Origin of the sequence: Leucobacter albus (assembly GCF_039528015.1) — a bacterium.
GTDB lineage: Bacteria > Actinomycetota > Actinomycetes > Actinomycetales > Microbacteriaceae > Leucobacter > Leucobacter albus.
The window spans coordinates 36,974-51,069 of the sequence record NZ_BAAAKZ010000008.1 but is presented as its reverse complement, the minus strand read 5'-3'; the positions used below and the strand labels follow the sequence as shown (position 1 = coordinate 51,069).

The 14,096-nt window shown below is 67.5% G+C and carries 14 protein-coding genes; 8 read left to right on the top strand and 6 right to left on the bottom strand.

The features are described 5' to 3' along the window. Window positions 1–27 precede the first annotated feature (27 nt). Complete coding sequence (locus tag ABD115_RS09405) at window positions 28–1,515, top strand: aspartate ammonia-lyase (RefSeq protein ID WP_343960456.1); 1,488 nt, start codon at window positions 28–30, stop codon at window positions 1,513–1,515. Window positions 1,516–1,624: 109 nt separating this feature from the next. Here ABD115_RS09405 and ABD115_RS09400 read toward each other — a convergent pair whose 3' ends face one another. After that, on the bottom strand, window positions 1,625–2,491 hold the full coding sequence (locus tag ABD115_RS09400; RefSeq protein WP_343960455.1) for a fumarylacetoacetate hydrolase family protein: 867 nt from the start codon (window positions 2,489–2,491) through the stop codon (window positions 1,625–1,627). Window positions 2,492–2,646: 155 nt separating this feature from the next. On the opposite strand from ABD115_RS09400, the gene ABD115_RS09395 reads away from it, so the two are divergent. Further along, window positions 2,647–3,018 (top strand): FKBP-type peptidyl-prolyl cis-trans isomerase, encoded by a 372-nt coding sequence (locus ABD115_RS09395; protein WP_343960454.1) that lies wholly within the window; start codon window positions 2,647–2,649, stop codon window positions 3,016–3,018. A gap of 132 nt (window positions 3,019–3,150) precedes the next feature. Further along, window positions 3,151–4,608, top strand: coding sequence for an NCS2 family permease (locus ABD115_RS09390; protein WP_343960452.1), 1,458 nt, complete (start codon window positions 3,151–3,153; stop codon window positions 4,606–4,608). A gap of 109 nt (window positions 4,609–4,717) precedes the next feature. Here ABD115_RS09390 and ABD115_RS09385 read toward each other — a convergent pair whose 3' ends face one another. From ABD115_RS09385 to ABD115_RS09370, 4 genes are all read right to left on the bottom strand, one after another. After that, a complete protein-coding gene (locus tag ABD115_RS09385; RefSeq protein ID WP_343960451.1) occupies window positions 4,718–4,885 on the bottom strand; it encodes a hypothetical protein in 168 nt (55 codons plus the stop codon). Between the two features lie 187 nt (window positions 4,886–5,072). Further along, on the bottom strand, window positions 5,073–5,831 hold the full coding sequence (locus ABD115_RS09380; RefSeq protein WP_343960450.1) for an IclR family transcriptional regulator: 759 nt from the start codon (window positions 5,829–5,831) through the stop codon (window positions 5,073–5,075). A 168-nt stretch (window positions 5,832–5,999) separates the two neighbouring features. Beyond that, complete coding sequence (locus tag ABD115_RS09375; protein WP_343960448.1) at window positions 6,000–6,845, bottom strand: inositol monophosphatase family protein; 846 nt, start codon at window positions 6,843–6,845, stop codon at window positions 6,000–6,002. A gap of 63 nt (window positions 6,846–6,908) precedes the next feature. Further along, the gene (locus ABD115_RS09370; RefSeq protein WP_343960447.1) at window positions 6,909–8,120 is read right to left on the bottom strand and encodes an ammonium transporter; all 1,212 of its coding nucleotides are present in this window, start codon (window positions 8,118–8,120) and stop codon (window positions 6,909–6,911) included. Between the two features lie 290 nt (window positions 8,121–8,410). Between ABD115_RS09370 and rpsO the strand changes: the two genes are divergently transcribed. The 4 genes from rpsO (at window position 8,411) to ABD115_RS09350 (ending at window position 11,342) form a co-directional block, all read left to right on the top strand. Then, entirely contained in the window at window positions 8,411–8,680 is a 270-nt protein-coding gene (gene rpsO / locus ABD115_RS09365; RefSeq protein ID WP_343960446.1) for a 30S ribosomal protein S15, read from the top strand. Between the two features lie 250 nt (window positions 8,681–8,930). Next, a complete protein-coding gene (locus tag ABD115_RS09360) occupies window positions 8,931–9,725 on the top strand; it encodes an SRPBCC family protein (RefSeq protein ID WP_343960445.1) in 795 nt (264 codons plus the stop codon). After that, entirely contained in the window at window positions 9,715–10,428 is a 714-nt protein-coding gene (locus tag ABD115_RS09355; protein WP_343960444.1) for a DUF4166 domain-containing protein, read from the top strand. Before ABD115_RS09360 ends, ABD115_RS09355 begins: the two co-directional genes overlap by 11 nt. Then, window positions 10,425–11,342, top strand: a complete 918-nt coding sequence (locus ABD115_RS09350; protein WP_343960443.1) for a DUF4166 domain-containing protein — start codon at window positions 10,425–10,427, stop codon at window positions 11,340–11,342. Before ABD115_RS09355 ends, ABD115_RS09350 begins: the two co-directional genes overlap by 4 nt. Here ABD115_RS09350 and ABD115_RS09345 read toward each other — a convergent pair. Beyond that, on the bottom strand, window positions 11,336–11,659 hold the full coding sequence (locus tag ABD115_RS09345; protein WP_343960442.1) for a hypothetical protein: 324 nt from the start codon (window positions 11,657–11,659) through the stop codon (window positions 11,336–11,338). The two genes, ABD115_RS09350 and ABD115_RS09345, sit on opposite strands and share 7 nt — an antisense overlap. A gap of 952 nt (window positions 11,660–12,611) precedes the next feature. Here ABD115_RS09345 and ABD115_RS09340 point away from each other — a divergent pair. After that, a complete protein-coding gene (locus ABD115_RS09340) occupies window positions 12,612–13,598 on the top strand; it encodes a type IV toxin-antitoxin system AbiEi family antitoxin domain-containing protein (RefSeq protein WP_343960441.1) in 987 nt (328 codons plus the stop codon). Window positions 13,599–14,096 lie beyond the last annotated feature (498 nt).

Genomic DNA, 14,096 nt, shown 5'->3' with positions numbered 1-14,096 from the left:
TGGAGCGAGATACTCGTGAGTGACTTCATGTCTGCCCAAACCCGAACCGAAACGGATTCGATCGGCAGCGTCGAAATACCCGCATCTGCCTACTGGGGCGTGCACACCGCGCGCGCTCATGAAAACTTTCCGATCGCCCGCAGGCCGATCTCGGTCTACCCCGATTTCATTCGCGCCTTCGCGTGCGTGAAGCAGGCCGCGGCGCGCGCCAACCTCGAGATCGGCGCGCTCGACGAGCAGCGCGCGACCCTCATTGACCGCGCCTGTGAGGAAATCAAGACCGGCATGCTGCACGACCAGTTCGTCGTCGGCGTCGTGCAGGGCGGTGCTGGCACCTCGAGCAACATGAACGCGAACGAGGTCATCACGAACCGCGCGCTCGAGCTCGCTGGTCACGCCAAGGGTGACTACTCCTACATCAACCCCAACGACCACACGAACCACAGCCAGTCGACGAACGACACGTACCCGACCGCGATTAAGATCGCGCTCGCGTTCTCGCTCGGGAGCCTGCTCGAGGAGCTCAGCCTGCTCGCCGAGTCGTTCGCGGCGAAGGGCCGCGAGTTCTCGCACATCATCAAGGTGGGGCGCACCCAGCTGCAAGACGCGGTGCCGATGACGCTCGGCCAGGAGTTCAATGCCTTCGCGGTAACGCTCCGCGAAGACGTTGAGCGGCTGCAGGAGGCCGTGTCGCTGTTGCGCGAGGTGAACATGGGGGCCACAGCGATCGGCACCGGCATCAACGCGCCGCGCGGGTACAAAGAATCCGTGATCCGCCACCTGCGCGACATCACCGACCTCGATCTGGTGACCGCGGGCGACCTCGTTGAGTCAACGAGCGACACGGGCGTCTTCGTGACCTTCTCGGGCGCGCTCAAGCGCTCGGCGCTGAAGCTCTCGAAGATCTCAAACGACCTGCGCCTGCTCTCCTCTGGCCCGCAGGCCGGGTTCGGCGAGATCAACCTCCCGGCGCGCCAGGCAGGCTCCTCGATTATGCCCGGAAAGGTGAACCCCGTCATTCCCGAGGCCGTGTCGCAGGTGGCCTACTCGGTTGCCGGCGCAGACGTCACCGTCTCGATGGCGGTCGAGGCGGGCCAGCTGCAGCTCAACGCGTTCGAGCCGATCATCGCGCACTCGCTGTTCCAGTCGATCACCTGGCTCGAGCGCGCCTGCCAGACGCTTCGCGTGAACTGCGTCGACGGCATCACCGCCAACGAAGATCGCCTCGAAGACATGGTCGCCCGCTCGGTCACCGTCATCACCGCGCTCGCGCCGGTGATCGGTTACGCCGAGGCCGCGAAGCTCGCGAAGGAGGCGCTCGCGACGAACGCGAAGGTTTCCGAGCTCGTCGTCTCGCGCGGGCTGCTCGACCAGGCCGAGCTCGACTACATTCTGCAGCCGGCGAAGCTCGCGGGTCTCGCGCCCGAGACCGGCGCGATCCCGGTGATCGAGCGCGACGCGATCGAGACCGATGTCGCATCGGGCGACGCGGGGGATCCGCAGCCAGAGGCGTAGGCATGCGGCCGGGCCTCTCCGGCCACGCGCGAAGCGTGTAAAGCGGCCCACCGGGAGAAACCCCGGTGGGCCGCTTTGCGTTGACCCGGTCGACGCTGGCGCGGTCTGGTTAGACCGCGACGCAGTGCGCGGTGACCGCGCCGATCTTCTCGATCGTGACGGTGACCTCGGTGCCATCGGTGAGGTACAGCGGTGGCTTGCGCGACCGACCGGCGCCACCGGGGGAGCCCGTCGAGATGACGGTACCGGGCAGAATGGTGAGAGACTGCGAGATCGACGAGATCAGTTCGGCTACCGATCGAATCATGAACCCTGTCGTGGAGTCTTGCACGCGCAGCCCGTTGACATCTGTGGTGATGTGCAACGCCTGCGGGTCGGGGATCTCGTCAGCGGTCACGACGACCGGGCCGATCGGGGTGAACCCGTCGAACGACTTGCAGCGCGACCACTGCGGCTCGGCGAACTGAATGTTGCGCGCCGTGATGTCGTTGATGGTCGTATAACCGAAGACGTAGTCGAGCGCCTCCTCAGGCGTGACGTTCTTTGCGGGTCGGCCGATGATCACGCCGAGCTCGCCCTCGTAATCGACTTCTTCGCTGATGCGCGTCGGGAGCTCGACGGTGCCGCCGTGGCCGTTGAGGGAGTTCGGGAAGAGGGTGAACAACACCGGGCCGGAGTCGTTGTCGAGCGCGAGCTCGCTCGCGTGCTCGTCGTAGTTCAGCCCGACCGCGAGCACCACGGGCGGGTTGAGCACCGCCGGGGCGTAGCGCACGCCCTCCGCGCTGATGCCCGCCGTGTCGGGGAGCTCTGCGAGTGACGCGGTCAGCCGCTCGAGGGCATCGGGGCCAGCGTCGATGACGTCTTGTAGCGTCGAGAACGATTCACCGAGGTCACGCACGGCAACGAATCGCTCACCTCGCTCGATGAAGAGTTCAGGGTCGCCGGTGGCTTCGGGGGTCAAGTGCGCAAATCTCACGACTCTAGGCTACCGGGCTTTGCCCGCCAAACCGTTGTTGCGCCCCGCCTAAGATGCTGCCGTTCACCTGTGGGCAACGGTATGGGCGCCAAAACAGTGTTTCCCTCTCAGCGAACCTCATGGTGGGAGCCCCGCAGATCAGTCACAATGGGGCCATGACTGATGCACCGCTCACCAAGCCAGAAATCGATGCGCCCGAGGGCCCCGCGCCCGCTGAACTGGAGATCGTCGATATCGTTGTCGGCGACGGCGCTGAGGCAGCCGCAAGCTCCACCGTCGACGTTCACTACCTCGGCGTCGAGTACGACTCCGGCGAAGAGTTTGACTCCTCGTGGAGCCGTGGGGAGTCCGTGAACTTCCCGCTCAAGGCCCTCATCCCCGGCTGGCAGGTCGGCATCCCCGGCATGAAGGTCGGCGGCCGCCGCAAGCTCGTTGTGCCCCCGGCTCAGGCCTACGGCGAGGCTGGCGGGCACCCGCTCTCGGGCAAGACCCTCATCTTCATCATCGACCTCAAGGGTGTCAGCTAACTCCTCTCAAGGGTGTCATTTCACCACTGAGACACCGCTCAAACGGTACCGCTTTGCGCCGGGGCTCACGCCGCCCCGCGCAAGGTGGTACCGTTTTCCTGTTCAGCAAACACCCAGGAACAGGAGCGGTTCGTGTCAGAGGCCTCACATCAGCAGGTGAAGGAGCGGGGTTTCCTCGACCGCTACTTCGAGATCAGCAAGCGCGGTTCAACGATCGGAACCGAGATACGCGGTGGTCTCGTCACCTTCGTGACGATGGCCTACATCGTCATTCTCAACCCGATCATCCTCTCGGGTAAAGAAGATGTCGCGGGCAACATCCTCGACTTCGGCCAGGTGAGCGCGGTCACCGCCCTTGCCGCCGGTGTCATGACGATCCTCTTCGGCATCGTCTCGCGCCTGCCGTTCGCGTTCGCCGCGGGGCTCGGCATCAACGCGTTCCTCGCGTTCTCCGTTGTGCAGGAGGTCACCTGGCCCGAGGCGATGGCGATCGTCATCATCAACGGTCTGCTCATCGTGCTGCTCGCGGCAACCGGCCTGCGCCGCATGATCTTCGACGCCGTCCCTGTGCAGCTCAAGCTCGCGATCACCGTCGGCATCGGCTTCTTCATCGCGTTCATCGGCTTCGTGAACTCGGGCTTCGTCGACGCGACCGGCCAGTCATCGCCGCCCGTTGGCCTCGGCCCGGCAGGCGTCGGCTTCATCACCACCGTTCCGACTCTGATCTTCGTCGTCACGCTCGCCCTCACCGGCATCCTTGTTGCCAAGAAGGTCAAGGGCGGCATCCTCATCGGGCTCATCTCGGGCACCGTCATCGCGATCATCGTCGAGGCGATCTGGAAGATCGGCCCGAAGTTCGGCCCCGACGGCTCCGTGAACCCCGGCGGCTGGAGCCTCACCGAGCCCGTGCTCGGCGGTAACCCCTTCGCAGTGCCCGACCTGTCGCTCGTCGGCGCAGTGAGCTTCGACTTCGGCAAGGTCGGCCTCGTGACCGTCATCATGCTCGTCTTCACGCTGCTCTTCACGAACTTCTTCGACGCGATGGGCACCATGACGGGCCTGTCGCGCGAGGCCGGCCTCGCAGACGAGAAGGGCAACTTCCCCCGCATCAAGTCGGCGCTCGTTGTTGAGGGCATCGGCGCCGTCGTCGGTGGCGGCACCTCGTCGTCGTCGACGACCGTGTTCGTCGAGTCGGGCGCGGGCATCGGCGAGGGCGCGCGTACCGGTTTCGCGAACGTCGTCACTGGCCTCGTGTTCCTGCTCGCGATGTTCTTCACCCCGCTCACCGAGATCGTGCCGACCGAGGTCGCCGCTGCGGCTCTCGTGATCGTCGGCGCGATGATGATGTCGCAGATCGCGCACATCGATCTCACCGACTTCCGCGTGCTGCTGCCCGTGTTCCTCACCGCAGCAGTCATGCCGCTGAGCTACTCGATCGCCAACGGCATCGGCGCTGGCTTCGTCTCGTGGGTGCTCGTGCACGCATTCACCGGGCGTGCGAAGCAGATCCACTGGCTGCTGTGGATCGTTTCTGCCGGCTTCGTGGTGTTCTTCGCTCGCGGGCCAATCGAGGCGATGCTCGGCGTGTAAGCGCCGCGCGCAATAACAACGGCGGGGGTGGATCGGTTGCGCCGATCCACCCCCGCCGTTGTCGTGCGCGCCGCGGCAGCTCCGCGCAGTCGCCGCGCCCGCGTGCGGCTTAGCGCTTGCGCGCCCACTTGGCCCTGATCGACCGCAGCAGTGCGGTCAGGCCGCGCTCGCGGCGCTCGGCGGATGGGGTGCAGAAATCTGGGTCAAAGCCGTCGGCGAGGTAGTGGTCGGGCTCGTCGTGGGCCGGAGTCGCTGGAACACTTGGAAATGCAGTCATTTGGAGTCCCCTTCTTCGATGACCAGAGACTAAGTTTCCATTATTCGGAAATCTAATTCTATGGTACGGAAAGAGTACGTCGAATTATCCGCCCAGTCAAGGGCCGGAGAGTTCGCTCGGCGCCCGCTTGGAAGCGCTCGGTTGCGCTTGGCTGCGCTTAGAGGCGCTTGGAGGCGCTTGGCTGCGCTTAGCTCGCGAGGCTTGCGGCAGTGGAGATCTCCGCCACCGTGGCACGTAGCGCCGGCACCACCCGCTCGGCGAACGCGTCGTCGACCCGGGTGACCGGCCCAGAGACGGAGACGGCTGTCGGGCTCGGCATATTCGGCACGGACATCGCGTAGCACCGCACGCCGACCTCGTGCTCGCCGTCGTCGAAGGCATACCCGCGCTCGCGAACGGTGCGCAGATCGGCGAGGAGCGCGTCGACGGTGTCGATCGATCGCGGCGTTACCCGGGGCATGCCCGCTCGGGCCACGATGGCGCGCACCTCGTCGTCGGTGAACTGCGCGAGAATTGCCTTGCCCACGCTCGTCGAGTGCAGGTATGCCCTACGGCCCACCTCCGTGAACATGCGCATCGCGTGGGGCGATGGTGCCTGGGAGGTGTAGATCACCCGATCGCCATCGAGGGTCGCGAGGTTGGCGGTCTCGCCGAGCTGAGCCACGAGATCCTTCAGCTGCGGCGTCGCGATCTGGCCGAACTTGCGATTAGCGACCTCGCCGAGGCGCACGAGGCGCGGCCCGAGCGCGTAACGCCGGTTCGCGAGCTGACGCGCGAAGCCCTGCGCCACAAGGGTGCGCAGTAGCCGGTGAATTGTGGGGAGCGGAAGGTCTGCGATCGACGAGAGTTCGCTGAGTGAAATATCGCCGCCGGCGTCGGCGATGATCTCGAGCAGGTCGAGCGCGCGAGCGACTGACTTGACGCTGTCGGTGTTCGTACTTGCCACGTGTGAGCCTCTCGGAGACGGATGAGCCGCACTGTGGTCATCGCTGATCGTCAGATTATCGTATGGGATGCGCGGGATGCGCGGGATGCGCGGGATGCGCGGGATGCGCGGGATGCGCGGGCGGGGCGGGCGGGGCAGGCTGCTCGGGGTGCGCCCGCAACCGCGGAGTTAGTCGCGCGGCGCCTCCAGCCGCCCGTAGGTGCCGGCGATGAGCTGCGCGAGTTCTGCCGCGATTGCGGGGGTGCCCGCGATGAGCATCTCCTCGCCCGGTGCGTTCGTGCCGAGCCCGCGCACGTCGACACCGGCCTCTCGCGCCACGAGGGCGCCAGCGGCGTAATCCCACGGCTGCAGCCCGCGCTCGTAGAAGGCGTCGAGCGCGCCGGCGGCAACGAGACACAGATCGGTCGCGGCCGAGCCCATGCGGCGAATGTCGCGAACGCGGGGTACGACCTCGCGGAGCACCTCAATCTGCTCGGTGCGGCGTTCGACGGTGTAACCGAACCCCGTGCCGAGGAGTGTCGTGGCGAGTTCGGTGTCGGCCGGGCCCTGAAGCCGCACGCCGTTGCGGTAGGCGCCCCCGCCTGCCGAAGCCGTGAACAGCTCGTCGGTGACCGGAACATAGACGGCGCCGGCGATTGCGCGGCGGCCGTCGGACATGGTGCCGGGGGCTCCGTCGGTCACCGTTGCTGCCACACTGACCGCGTACGAGGGGAGATCGTAGAGGTAGTTCACGGTGCCATCGATCGGGTCGACGACCCAGGTGATGCCCGTGGTGCCAGCGATACTCGCGCCCTCTTCTCCGAGAATGCCGTCGTCGGGTCGCAGCTCTGTCAGCCCGGCAGTGAGCAGCCGCTCGGCCTCCCGGTCTGCGGCCGTGACGACGTCGGTGAGGCTCGACTTGGTCGCGGCCACGTCTACGCCGGCGGCGCGCAGCCGGTGAATCTCGCGACCCACTCGGCGGGCGAGCGACCCCGCGATGTCGGCAAGGCTGGCAGGTTCAACCGAAAGCTTCATGCTCCCGAGCCTACCCGCAGACTCGCGCGACAGGGCGGGGTGACGCCTCGCAGCCTGCGCCCGCTACCTATCGCCTGCCGTGTTCTCGAGGGCATACGCCTCCTCGCCGTGCGCCGCAGAATCGATGCCGCGCTCCTCGATCTCAGCCGGCACGCGGAGGCCGGTGAGCGTCTTGACCCCGAATGCGATGACGAGTGAGGCGATGAAGGAGTAACCTGCGACGGCCACGACCGAGAGCACCTGCACGAGCAGCAGGCCGCCGTCGCCGCCGGTGAACAGCCCGTCACCGAACGCGAAAAACCCAAGGTAGACGGTGCCGAGCACGCCGGCGACGAGGTGGAGGCCGACGACGTCGAGGGAGTCGTCGTAGCCGAGCCGAAACTTCCAGTCGATTGCGAACGCGCACGCCGCTCCCGCGAGCAGGCCGAGGAGGAGCGCGAACCCCGGCGCGAGATTCGCGGCGGCCGGGGTGATCGCGACGAGCCCGGCGACCGCGCCAGAGGCCGCGCCGATCACGCCTGGCTTGCGGCCGCGCAGGGCGTCGGTGGCTAGCCAGCCGATGATGGCCGCGGCTGGGGAGCCCAGGGTGTTCACGAGAATGAGCCCGGCTGTGCCGGCATCGGTTGCGAGCCCGGCATTGAAGCCGATCCAGCCAAACCAGAGCAGCGCCGCTCCGATCGTGACGAGCGGGATGGAGTGGGGGCGGTGGGCACCGCGGGCGAAGTCGCGGCGTTTGCCGACGACGAGCGCGAGGGCGAGCGCCGCGGCTCCCGCGTTAATGTGGATCGCGGTTCCGCCAGCGAGATCGATGACGTCGGGGGTGCCGAGCCAGGTGCCGAGGCTCGCGATCCACCCGCCGCCCCACACCCAGGCGGCGACCGGAAAGTACACGAGCGATGCCCAAACACCCGAGAAGAGCACCCAGGAGCCGAGGCCGACGCGGTCGGCGATTGCCCCAGAGATCAGCGCTGTCGTGATCATCGCAAATACCGCCCCGAAGCCGACGCCGATGAATTCACCGGGGTCGGTGGTCGCGAGCCCGAAGTCGCGCAGCGGATTGCCGGCAAACCAGCCATCGCCATCGCCAAGCACGCTCATGCTGTAGCCGAAGAGAATCCACAGCACCCCAACGACGCCCATGGCGCTCAAGCTAAAGAGCATCATGTTCACCACCGAGCGCACGCGCACGAGGCCGCCGTAAAACAGTGCGAGGCCGGGCGTCATGATGAGCACGAGGGCCGCGCTCGTGAGCGTCCAAATATCTGTTGCTTCCATGTGTTGTCCCTTCGTTGCCGCCGGGGAGGGCGGGCCGGCTCGACCGTGAAGCCGGGTGGTGTCAGTCTGCGCGCCCGGAGTTTCCTTGGAGTTTCTCCTCGACTACACCGATGTCACATGTGTGTTTCGCTCGTGTTTCAATCGGCCGGCCGCCGGTGCGCGGAGCCCGTCGGTGGGCACAGCCGTGAATCGGTGCTAAGCTAGGGAGGTTGCCGTTAGATCGGCCGCGGATACAGAGAGCCCAAGCACCCTGCTGAAGGCGCCGCGCAACTGGAGAAAGGGGATCACCTATGTCATTGCCCACAGATGTCAAGCAGGCGATCATCGAAGAGTACGCGACCACCCCCGGTGATACCGGATCCCCTGAGGTTCAGGTGGCACTGCTCTCGCGTCGCATCAAGGATCTGACCGAGCACCTCAAGGAGCACAAGCACGATCACCACTCGCGTCGTGGTCTGCTGCTGCTCGTTGGCCAGCGCCGCCGCCTCCTGGCTTACCTCCAGAAGACCGACATCAGCCGCTACCGTTCGCTCATCGAGCGCCTGGGTCTGCGCCGCTAGCGCAGCGCTGACCTTCGGGTCAGCGCTGGCTGCCCCGAAGTGCTCTGGTGCTCGGGGTCGACGCTCGGGCTCGACGCTCAGGCTGCAGCCGACAGGTTTGGCTCAGCGCATGAGTCCCAGCGACTGATCGCCTGCGACTCTGGAAAGCCCCTCTCCCTCGGGAGAGGGGCTTTCGTGCATTCTGGGCGAATCATGCGAGCGCGCCCGCGTCGCTGCGGGGGCGCGGGCCGCTCGGCGGTAGTGTGAGAGCATGTCTCGAACTCCCGCGGGCCGGCGCGACCGCGCGCTGTACGTCGAGATTTTCATTGCGGCCCCGATGGAGCGCGTTTGGGAACTCACTCAGGATCCCGTGCAGCACGCGCGCTGGGATGGCAGGTTCAGCGCGATCCGCCCGACGCGGCTGCGCGCAGACGGCGCACAGGAGTTTCGCTACGAGCTCGGTCTCGGCGTGCACACGATTCGCGGCACGGGCGTCTCGCTCGGCGAGAAACGTGCGAAGGGTGGATCCCGAACCTCGGCGCTGCTGTTCACGACCGCGGACGCGCTCTCACCGCTCGGCACGGGCCGCGGCTACTGGCGATACCTCCCCGAGCGCGGCGGGGTGCGGTTCATCACGGGTTATGACTATGCCCCGGGGTGGGGGTGGCTCGGCCGAGTGCTCGACCCAATCGTCACGAGGCGGTTCGTGTGGTGGCTCACCGCCTGGAGCTTCGACAGACTGCGCATCTGGGCGGAGTCGGGTATCGAACCCGAGCGCATCGGGTGGTGGCGCGGCTGGCTAGGCGGCACGCGGGCTCGGGCTGCCAACTGCCGTTCGCGGCCCGAGCGAGAGCCGCGCGCACCCGCCGGTGCTGCTCGCGGTCGGGGTGACGGTGGCAGCCACGGTGTCGGGCCGCGGGTGGGCGGCGTTATGGCCGACGCGCCGGCGGCGCTGGCGGGGCTGAGCCTCACGGATCCGCCGCCGACAACGCCACCCCATGCACCGCCGAGCCGCCGAGCGGAACAGCCAACAACGCGACCGAGAACGGGCGATAGTGAAAGATAATTCTTCGCAAGCACAGAGCATCTTCGAAGCCGCGCTCGGCGACGATTTCGCGCGGCTGCAACCGGAGCTGCAGCGCAGATTCGGTGTCGGAACGGCGGCGGGCTACGCGTGCGTCGGGCGCGGTGTGATGCGCGAGATTCGCCGCGGGCCCTGGTGGGTGCGGCCCTTCCTGCTGCTCGGGGCCACGCGCAACATCATGTTTCCCGAGCGCGGCAGCGACGTGCCGTTTCAGATCGACAACTACCCGTACATTGACGGATTCGGGCGCGAGACCGTCACCTTCGTGCGCACGATGGAGGTCGGGCGGGGCAGGCGCCGGCGCTTCGATGCGACGATGGTTTACAGCGAAGCGGCCGGCCGCATCATCGACTACCTCGGCACCCACCAGCACCTCGCCGTCGACCTCGACCTGTCAGTCACCGGCGACGGCGGGTTGCGGCTGGTGTCGGGTGAACAGCGGTTTTACGAGGGGTGGATCGCGTTCCGCTTCCCTGCCTTCTTCACCGGGCGCGCCTATCTCAACGAACACTTTGACCCGGCGCGGCAGCGCTACGTGATCGACCTTGAGGTGCGGCACTCGCGGTTTGGGCTGCTGTTCGGGTATCGGGGAGAGTTTACGTGCACGTTCCCTGCCGTTGGGGATGGCGATGGGGCCAGGGTCGCAGGGGCGCTGAAGCCGTACCGCGAGGAGCGGCGGCTGTGAGCTCGGAGGGTGATGTGTCGGTGCCGGGTGGTGCGCTGCCTGGTGGTGCGCTGTCTGATGGTGCGCTGTCTGATGGTGCGCTGTCTGATGGTGCGCTGTCTGATGGCGCGCCCGTGCCCGGCGGATCGGTGTTTCTCGCGGCGCTCGGCCCCGCCGCTGCGCTCCTGCACCCCGAGGTGCGGCGCTACGCCGCCGGCGCCGGGGTCGTCGGGGGAGCCGTGAGTGTCACGGGGGAGTTCTCGGTCGCCGGGAGCAGGTACCGCTGGCTGAACCTGCTCGCCCGGCCCATCGTGGGGCCGGAGCTGTTTGTAACTGCGCACGAGCGTGGGGTTCCCTTCGCGGTCGTGAACACCGTGGTGCGCGTCGGCGACGGTGCGGGCGTGGGCGACAGTGTGCGCGGGGGCGACGGTGTGCTCGGGAGTGACGGTGTGCGCGAGAACGACGGCGTGCGCGGGGGGTCGGTCGCGGTGTCGCCGCGAAGCGCGCCGGCCGGCTGCCAGGTGGGGCTCCAAGCCGAGCGCGTCTTCGTGTTTCGGCGCGGGGAGCAGCGCTTCGTCGACGTGCTGCTCCCCGGTGAACGACCGGGCACGCTCCGCAACCTATTGGGGCGGGATCGCAGGGTCGAACTCGAACTGCGATGCTCGGTGACCGCCGAAGGGCACCTGCGACTTGTCTCGGAAAGAGCCTGGCTCAGGCTCGGCCGCCTGCGCATGCGGCTGCCCTCGCTCCTGTCGGTGCGCGCCGACGTGAGTGATGGTTTCGACGACGCATCTAATCGCAACACCGTCGCTGCGCGGGTGCGCAGCCCGTTGCTCGGAACCGTGCTCGAGTACCGCGGCAGCTTCACTCACGCTGCGCTCACCGGTGCCGCACCGATCGGCTCACCGGGCAGCGACTGCCCCGAAACTCAGTAGAACGTTCCGACGAACACCCACCCGAGGCGAGAGAGCACCTCGGTGAGAATCGCGAAACCTGCAGCCCCGACGGCGATGAACCCGAGGCTCCGCCACCTCGTCGGGCGGTTGCGTCTGGTCGCGACGAAGCCGAGAATCAGGGCGACGCCGTAGATGAGCGGTGGGAAGAGCGTCTGTGCCCAGCTGAGCACCTCAAACCCCGCACCACCGAACTGAGCGTACAGGTAGTCGGTCATGGTGAAACTCGCGATGCCAGTGAACAGCGATGAGAGCAGCATCGTCATGGCCACCAAGACAAACGCGGTGAGCGCGAGCACGTTAGCGCCATCGCCCGGGCGGTGAGGGCGGCCGCCTTGCTGGCGCTGGGTGTGCTGGGGGTGCTGGGTGTGCTGGGTGTGCTGGGGGTGCTGGGTGTGCTGGGGGAGCACCTGGGATCGCTGCGTGGGCTGGGGATGTTGGGCCGGATGCGGTGGCCAGTGCTGCGTGGCTGGGCTGGCGAAGCGTGCCTGGGGCGGTTGGGGAGCGTGTGGTGTTGGCGATAGGGCAGCGGGTGTCTGCGGCGGCGGGAAGCTCGTGAAATCGGGCGCTGACGAAGTTGTCGGCGCCGTTATCGGCGCTACGGGTCGAGTCGGCATCGGTAGCCGTTTGCCTGGAAACTCACGCCCTGGGAGCTGTTGCCCCGGGGGCTGGTGCCCTGGGGCTTGGCGCGGGGTGCGACCTGGAAAGGAGCCCGTTGCCTGAACCGCCGCCTGCCCGGCAACCGAGCCCGGTGTAGCTGCCATCGGTTGCTCCGGGGGCATAGGGGGCTGGCTGGTAAACCTCGGGCCCGCGGATTCGCTCATGGAGGAAGCTTAACGCCCGCGGCTGCGCGCGCTCTGGGGTCGCCGACGAGCGACGTGCGTGCCCTGCGGGTGGCTCTCGTTGCCGCCGGCGGTCGTAAGAACCCTGCAGATGCCTCCGAGAGCACCTACTTTCGCAGCGCGGCAACGGGGTGATCTCGGAGACTAGTGCAGGGCTGGCCGACAGAGCGCGCGCGGTCGGCAACGGGTGCAGCGTTGTGCTGTGACGACGTGCAAGGCGCGCGGTGTGCGCGGGTGGGGCCGGGCCGGGCGCGCGGTGCGCTCCCGTGGGGCCAGGCCGGGCCAGGTCTGTGGTGCCGCGTTGCCCAGCCGTTGTGCACATCTGCGCTAGGGCGATGTGCGATGGGAAGGCGTGCACATTTTTCGGCGCGGCCCCGCGCTCTCGAGCATGGGCTGCGAGCATCGGGGCATGAACCACTGGGATCGCCTGAGCGAGATTCGCACCCATATGATGAGCCGCGCGCAGCTCCGCGCTGAAGGCGTGCACGACCGTGCCATCGAGCACGCCGTGCGCACGGGAGAGTTGCACCGAGTTGCCCGGGGCCACTATGTTGCCGGAGCTACCTGGGCGGCCTGGCACCCCGATTGGCGCCACCTTGCCCTCGCGAGCGCGGTCGACCTCGACGCGACGAGGCGACGACCGGTGTTCTCGCATCTCACAGCCGCGGCGATCCACGGGGTTGCCTGCTACGGCATCGGCAACGAACGTGTACACGTCACCCTGCGGTCTCGAAACCATCAGCGACGATCGACGCGCATGATTCAGCATGAGGCCCGCGTGGCCGACGACGAACTCACCGAGGTCGACGGGCTGTGGTGCACCTCACTCGGCCGAACTCTCAGGGATGTGGCCAGGTTTGCGCGGCCCGAGCAAGCCGCCGTGGTGCTGGATGCGGGCCTGCGGATGCTGTTCGGCGGCGCCGACGACATCGACGCGGAGAGGGAGTGGAGGGCGAGGCAACTCAGTGAGCTTTCGGCGCTAGCACCCGCACGAGGTGTGCGCGTGGCTCAAGGGCGCTTTGCCCACGCCGACGGCCGGGCAGAGTCTGTTGCTGAGAGTCTGAGTCGCCTGCAGCTCAGGCGGCTCGGCTACGAGGTGCGACTGCAGCCAACGGTTGCAGCTCCGGGCGGCGGTGTCTACCGAATTGATTTCGAGCTACTCGGCGCCGCCACGTTTGGCGAGGTCGACGGTGACGTCAAATACACGAGCTCGGAGATGCTTGGCGGCCGTACTCCAAGAGACGTCGTGCTTGCAGAGAAGCAGCGCGAAGACTGGATCCGCGGCACAACCGGCTTCGGTTTTGTGCGCTGGGATTTTGCTACGAGCCGCTCGGCGAATGCCCTGGCAGAGCGGCTACGAGCCTTTCATGTGCCGCCTCCGCTGCGCCGCACCTGAACCCTAGCGATACCTCCGAGCCGGGTGGATGTTTCGAGAAGTACGGGGGTGAGCTCGGAGGTAAGTGCAGGTCTCGGGGCAGTGCCGGGGTGTGCGCAGTCGGCGGAGCTGGGTGGGGCGTGGTGGGTGGCGCTGGGCGCTGGGCGCGGTGGGTGGCGCCGAGCGCTGGGCGCTGGGCGCTGGGTGGGGCGCTGGGTGGGGCGTGGTGGGTGGCGCTGGGCGCTGCCGGAAATGGCGGAGTGGGCCAGGGGGCTCCCGCTCGCGAACGGGAGGCGCCGTCGCGCGGCGGTCCCAGCGGTGGGGCCCGGGTGAACCCTAGCGATGCCTCCGAGCCGGGTGGATGTTTCGAGAAGTGCGGGGGTGAGCTCGGAGGTAAGTGCAGGTCTCGGGGGCGAGCAGGGGGCGAGCAGGGGGCGAGCAGGGGTGGGCAGGTGGGCGGGGGCGAGCGGGGGCGAGCAGGGGCGAGCAGGGTGGGCAGGTGGGCGGGGGCGAGCAGGG